The 4,020-nt window shown below is 64.0% G+C and carries 8 protein-coding genes; all 8 read right to left on the bottom strand.

Annotated elements, in window-relative coordinates; all coding sequences use genetic code 11:
* Positions 1-533 precede the first annotated feature (533 nt).
* The gene (locus C486_RS00125; protein ID WP_008451541.1) at positions 534-851 is read right to left on the bottom strand and encodes a hypothetical protein; all 318 of its coding nucleotides are present in this window, start codon (positions 849-851) and stop codon (positions 534-536) included.
* The gene (locus C486_RS00130) at positions 848-1,096 is read right to left on the bottom strand and encodes a hypothetical protein (protein ID WP_008451544.1); all 249 of its coding nucleotides are present in this window, start codon (positions 1,094-1,096) and stop codon (positions 848-850) included. Before C486_RS00130 ends, C486_RS00125 begins: the two co-directional genes overlap by 4 nt.
* Positions 1,089-1,334 (bottom strand): hypothetical protein, encoded by a 246-nt coding sequence (locus tag C486_RS00135; protein WP_008451546.1) that lies wholly within the window; start codon positions 1,332-1,334, stop codon positions 1,089-1,091. Before C486_RS00135 ends, C486_RS00130 begins: the two co-directional genes overlap by 8 nt.
* Positions 1,331-1,726, bottom strand: coding sequence for a hypothetical protein (locus C486_RS00140; protein WP_008451548.1), 396 nt, complete (start codon positions 1,724-1,726; stop codon positions 1,331-1,333). The genes C486_RS00135 and C486_RS00140 overlap by 4 nt, the downstream gene beginning before the upstream one ends.
* Before the next feature lie 2 nt (positions 1,727-1,728).
* On the bottom strand, positions 1,729-2,094 hold the full coding sequence (locus C486_RS00145; protein WP_008451550.1) for a hypothetical protein: 366 nt from the start codon (positions 2,092-2,094) through the stop codon (positions 1,729-1,731).
* 660 nt (positions 2,095-2,754) lie between these two features.
* Positions 2,755-3,192: a hypothetical protein gene (locus C486_RS00155; protein ID WP_008451554.1), complete on the bottom strand. Its 438-nt coding sequence runs from the start codon at positions 3,190-3,192 to the stop codon at positions 2,755-2,757.
* Positions 3,193-3,389: 197 nt separating this feature from the next.
* Positions 3,390-3,608 carry a hypothetical protein gene (locus C486_RS00160; RefSeq protein ID WP_008451555.1) on the bottom strand — a complete coding sequence of 73 codons (219 nt, stop codon included), beginning with the start codon at positions 3,606-3,608 and terminating at the stop codon, positions 3,390-3,392.
* Between the two features lie 92 nt (positions 3,609-3,700).
* A partial coding sequence (locus tag C486_RS21235) for a hypothetical protein (RefSeq protein WP_160164277.1) occupies positions 3,701-4,020 on the bottom strand: 320 nt, incomplete at its 5' end.

The following is a 4,020-nucleotide window of genomic DNA, read 5'->3' on the forward strand; positions in this document are numbered from 1 at the left end:
CCCGCCGCCAGACCATCCGCGATTTGATGCTCGAAAACTGAATAGCGTGCACTCTCCGGCCCGGTTTTGATGCGGAGTGACGGTGAAATTCTCTCTGTCGCGTGATTCCTGTGCGCGACAACCGTACCGAGTGCTCTGTCATCCACGACTGGCCCCACCATCCCACTCGGTATTTTGAGACACTGTATATGAAGTGAAACCACTAGGGGCGTCTCAACGCGTCTCGGAGACGCGAGNCGCCCTCGAGTCGCCACCCGGCGCGTCGCATGACTGTCAACAGGTCGTTCGTGGCGGCGTGAGACTGCCACGTGTCCTCGAGACACTCGATTTCGATCGTCGTCGGTCGCCACCCCTCATCGGCACCGTCGACGTGGACGAATAGGCCCTCGAGCGAGCAGAGCATATTCACGAGTTCCTGCATCGTCGGATCGTCGTTCGCGGCTTCGAGGACTTGCTCGAGTTTCGAGGGCGTGGGCTTCCACGTGAACAGTTTTGTCTCGGGCTCGAGCGGGTAGACCGATCGGTCGTCGGATTCACTCGGCACCATCGCTCCCCTCCGGCGGGTCAGCGAGAGTTCGGTCAACACCGTATCGCCCGTAGTTCGCATTCGCGGCGACGTACAGCGCCGCTTCCTCTGGCGTCCATTCCTCGGCGGCGATCTGCTCGCCGGCCGTCTCAAGTACGGCCGCGTCCTCCCGAAGCGCGTCGGCCATGTCGACTATGTCGTCGGTGTTGACCGTCCCGTGGAGGTTGCACAGCCAATAGGGGTCGTCCTCGCTCAGGAAGCCCGGCATCCCGATGTCCGTCTCGAGGGCGTCTTTCGCCGCCTGTCGTGAGTCGTGCGTGCTCATTCACTCTCACGCTCCCGGAGTAACTCGTCGGCGACCGCTTCGGAGAGTGTGAGGCTGTCGTGGGGGCCCTGGTCCGTCGCCTGCGAGATATGCACGCCACCGTCCTCGAGTAGCGCCACGGTCGTCTCACGGGCGACACGCTCCCCGTGGAAGTCAAACAGTTCGTCGGCGGTGAACTCGGCGACGACGCCGTCGTCGGTCACGTCGGTCGTGTGCTCAATCTCGGTGTCGATGTGGCTACTCATCGCAGACCACCTGCTCGCCGTTGTTCTTGGCGTCGACGGCTCGTGCGAAGTTGGCGATCGCCTCGGCGGGCGAGAAGCCCCGCGCCTCGAGCGTGGCGTCGTCCTGCGTCGCGACGTACTCCTGGCCGTCCTCGAAGACCGCGATCGGATACGTGGCGTCGGGGGTTCGGTCGCGGTCTTGGCGGTCGTCGACGTGAGCGTGGTCGGTCGGTCGTCGTTGGGGGGTGGTTTCGGTCATGCAGTGTCCTCCGCGTTCTCGACGCGCATTCGGATGCAGCCCCAGATTTCGGTTTGGAACGGTGGGGCGTCCGTGTTCTCCGGCTGGTACAACAGCCCCCCCTCGATGGGGCGGCCCGTCGTGTAGCCCTCGATAGTATCGTGGTAGTGGTCGCTCGTCTCGACATACAACACTGCGGCAGTCTCGGCGTCCATATCGAAGGCATACCGGCCGTGGTTCTCGATGCTGTCCGCAAGCACGACGTGGTCCTCGTGAGGAACGTGGTACGTGTCCTCGGGAATGATCGGGAGTTCGAACTCGTCGGGTTCGGTCGCGAGCAGATCGTCGTAGTCCGTCCGCGGGCCGCCCGACCACCCCTTGACTGTTGCGTGGCGGGATTCGGTCTCGGACATGACTACTCGTTCACCTCAATATCACAGACCCGAACGTTCTCTCGCGGCGTGACCTTGAACCCGTGTAGGCTGCCGTCCTCGCGTTCGAAGACCAGCACGGCCGCCGTTCCGAACCCGGAGGTCGCGAGATCGACGAGTTCGCAGCCGACGTAGTCCTCGAAGTCGTCGGTCGCGAGTTCCCACACCGGGCTGTGGTCCTCGCCAGCGTCGAGGCCCCGAATCGTGTTCGCCAGCGTCTCGCGGGCTTGCTCGAGCGTGTGGGCGGCCGTTTGGTCGTCGCCGGCCGCGAGTGCGTCTCGGGCCGTGGCGAGTGCGTCGTCGGCGTCGTCAAGGGCCGACAGGTGGTCGGTGGTTTCGGATTCGCTCATCCCACCTTCACCTCGCCGACCCGTTCGATCGATTCGACGCGCCGAACCTCTGGTTTCGACAGTGCCCACTCGCGGGCGTCGTCCTTGGTCGGTTCGGGGCGGGTTAGCGTCTCGTATCGCTCACCCGACGTGGCATCGGGGTCGGGGACGACGACTCGAATCCTATAGTCGGGGAGCATGACGAACGATTCCTCGAAAGCCGCCTTGTCGATCGGGTTGTAGGCGTCGGCCGCGTGGTCGTAAATCTCGCCCCACGACAGTCCCTCCTCGCGGAGCGATTCGACCACGGCCTTGAACGGATTGTCGTCGGCGATCTCCTCGAGTACGTCGTCGGTCGGGACGGTGATCGCTTCGGCCTCGGTGGTCTCGGGGTCGGATTCGGACTGCGGTTCGGCCACTTCCCAGATTCGACCGGCCGTCGTCGGGCCGATACCCTCGGCCTCGCGGAGTGCGTCCATGTCCGTCAGCGGCACCGCCTCGGCGCTGCCGAAGTGGTCGACCAACGCCTCGAGTCGGCTCTCNCCCTCGGCCTCGCGGAGTGCGTCCATGTCCGTCAGCGGCACCGCCTCGGCGCTGCCGAAGTGGTCGACCAACGCCTCGAGTCGGCTCTCCCCGACGCCGTCGGGATCGTAGCCGAGTCGGTCTTTCAGGCGTTCAAGCTCACTCATCGTCGCCCTCCGCGTCGGTCGTTTGGATCATGAGTTCGTCGCCCGTGACGCCGGTGTGGGTTACGTCGACGGCGTCGGCGTCGATCCCGGCTAACTCGAGTACGTCCGCGAGTGGGACCTTCTCGAGATCTGTCTCGCCGGGGTAGTTGTGAACGCGATCCCGAACCCCGCCGACAGCCTCGAGCGTGACCGCGGTCACGTCGTGGAACGCCGTTTCGTCCATCCGAAGGCCGCACTCGGTGCAGACCTTGGTCTTGCGAACGTCCTCGTCGTGAGGGCCGATCGCGAACACGAACGCCGGCCGGCCGGCGTGGGCGGCCGGGGTACACTCGACGGCCTCGAAGTCCGGCATGTCGTCGCCGAGATCGAGGTCGTAGATGTGCGCGTCGAAGCGGTCGTCGCGCTTGGAAATCCCGCTGTCGGCCGCCATTACGCGCTCACCTCCCGAAGTCGCCGGGCGTTCGCATTCGCTACGTCGTCGGTTTGGACGTCGTACTCCCGACAGACGTAGTCGATCCCTTTCCGTTCGCCCTTTCGGTGCGACCCTGGGCATTCAGTCCCTTTCTCTGAGTCTGCACGATCCATGAAGGCCCGCTCGGGAGTCGAACCCGAGTCCGCCGGTCGGGCTTAGTCCGCTGCGAGTTCGTCGAGGTCGATTCGAACGTCTTCGTTGTCGTTCTCGAGGGAGTCAGCGAAGACGCGGAGGGCTTCCGCTGGGGTCTTGCCAAGGGGCGGACGGTCCACTTTCTCCGCTCCGACCTCCCATCTTTTGCGCTCCTCGTCAGTTTCTAGATCTCGAACTAGCGTCTCGCGTACCGTCAGGTCGAACTCTTTTCTATCGTGCATTGATCTCACGGCGTTGGTCGCCACCCTAACGCCGGAGAGGGGACTCGAACCCCTCGAGATGCACCTGCTCCGGTATAGCCCATTTCCGGACATCACTCGTCACCCCGATCAGTATCAGGCTGTAGTGAGCAGTTGTCTTCGCCGTAGAACTCGTCGTTGTAGCTCTCTGCGAGTTCGTGGATATTCTCGAGTGTCGCCGGGCGCGTCTCTGGATCGGGTTCTTCACCGCGTGCAAGATCGGCCGTAACCAGTTCCGCGGTCTCGTCGTCGACGCCGATGAATCCCGGTCCGTCAAGGTGGACGAATAGCCGATCGACACCGTGAGCGCCAGCAAGATCCGACTCTTTCCAACACGGCGGCAGGTCGGTGATTTTCTCCGGCGGGCCGAGTTGCATCGATCCGCATTCGGGAC

Origin of the sequence: Natrinema gari JCM 14663 (genome assembly GCF_000337175.1) — an archaeon.
In the GTDB taxonomy this organism is placed as follows: Archaea; Halobacteriota; Halobacteria; order Halobacteriales; family Natrialbaceae; genus Natrinema; species Natrinema gari.

Excerpts from the sequence above, each read along its gene's own strand:
- C486_RS00125 (WP_008451541.1), bottom strand. The coding sequence starts at position 851 with ATGAGCACGCACGACTCACGACAGGCGGCGAAAGACGCCCTCGAGACG.
- C486_RS00130 (WP_008451544.1), bottom strand. The coding sequence starts at position 1,096 with ATGAGTAGCCACATCGACACCGAGATTGAGCACACGACCGACGTGACC.
- C486_RS00135 (WP_008451546.1), bottom strand. The coding sequence starts at position 1,334 with ATGACCGAAACCACCCCCCAACGACGACCGACCGACCACGCTCACGTC.
- C486_RS00140 (WP_008451548.1), bottom strand. The coding sequence starts at position 1,726 with ATGTCCGAGACCGAATCCCGCCACGCAACAGTCAAGGGGTGGTCGGGC.
- C486_RS00145 (WP_008451550.1), bottom strand. The coding sequence starts at position 2,094 with ATGAGCGAATCCGAAACCACCGACCACCTGTCGGCCCTTGACGACGCC.
- C486_RS00155 (WP_008451554.1), bottom strand. The coding sequence starts at position 3,192 with ATGGCGGCCGACAGCGGGATTTCCAAGCGCGACGACCGCTTCGACGCG.
- C486_RS00160 (WP_008451555.1), bottom strand. The coding sequence starts at position 3,608 with ATGCACGATAGAAAAGAGTTCGACCTGACGGTACGCGAGACGCTAGTT.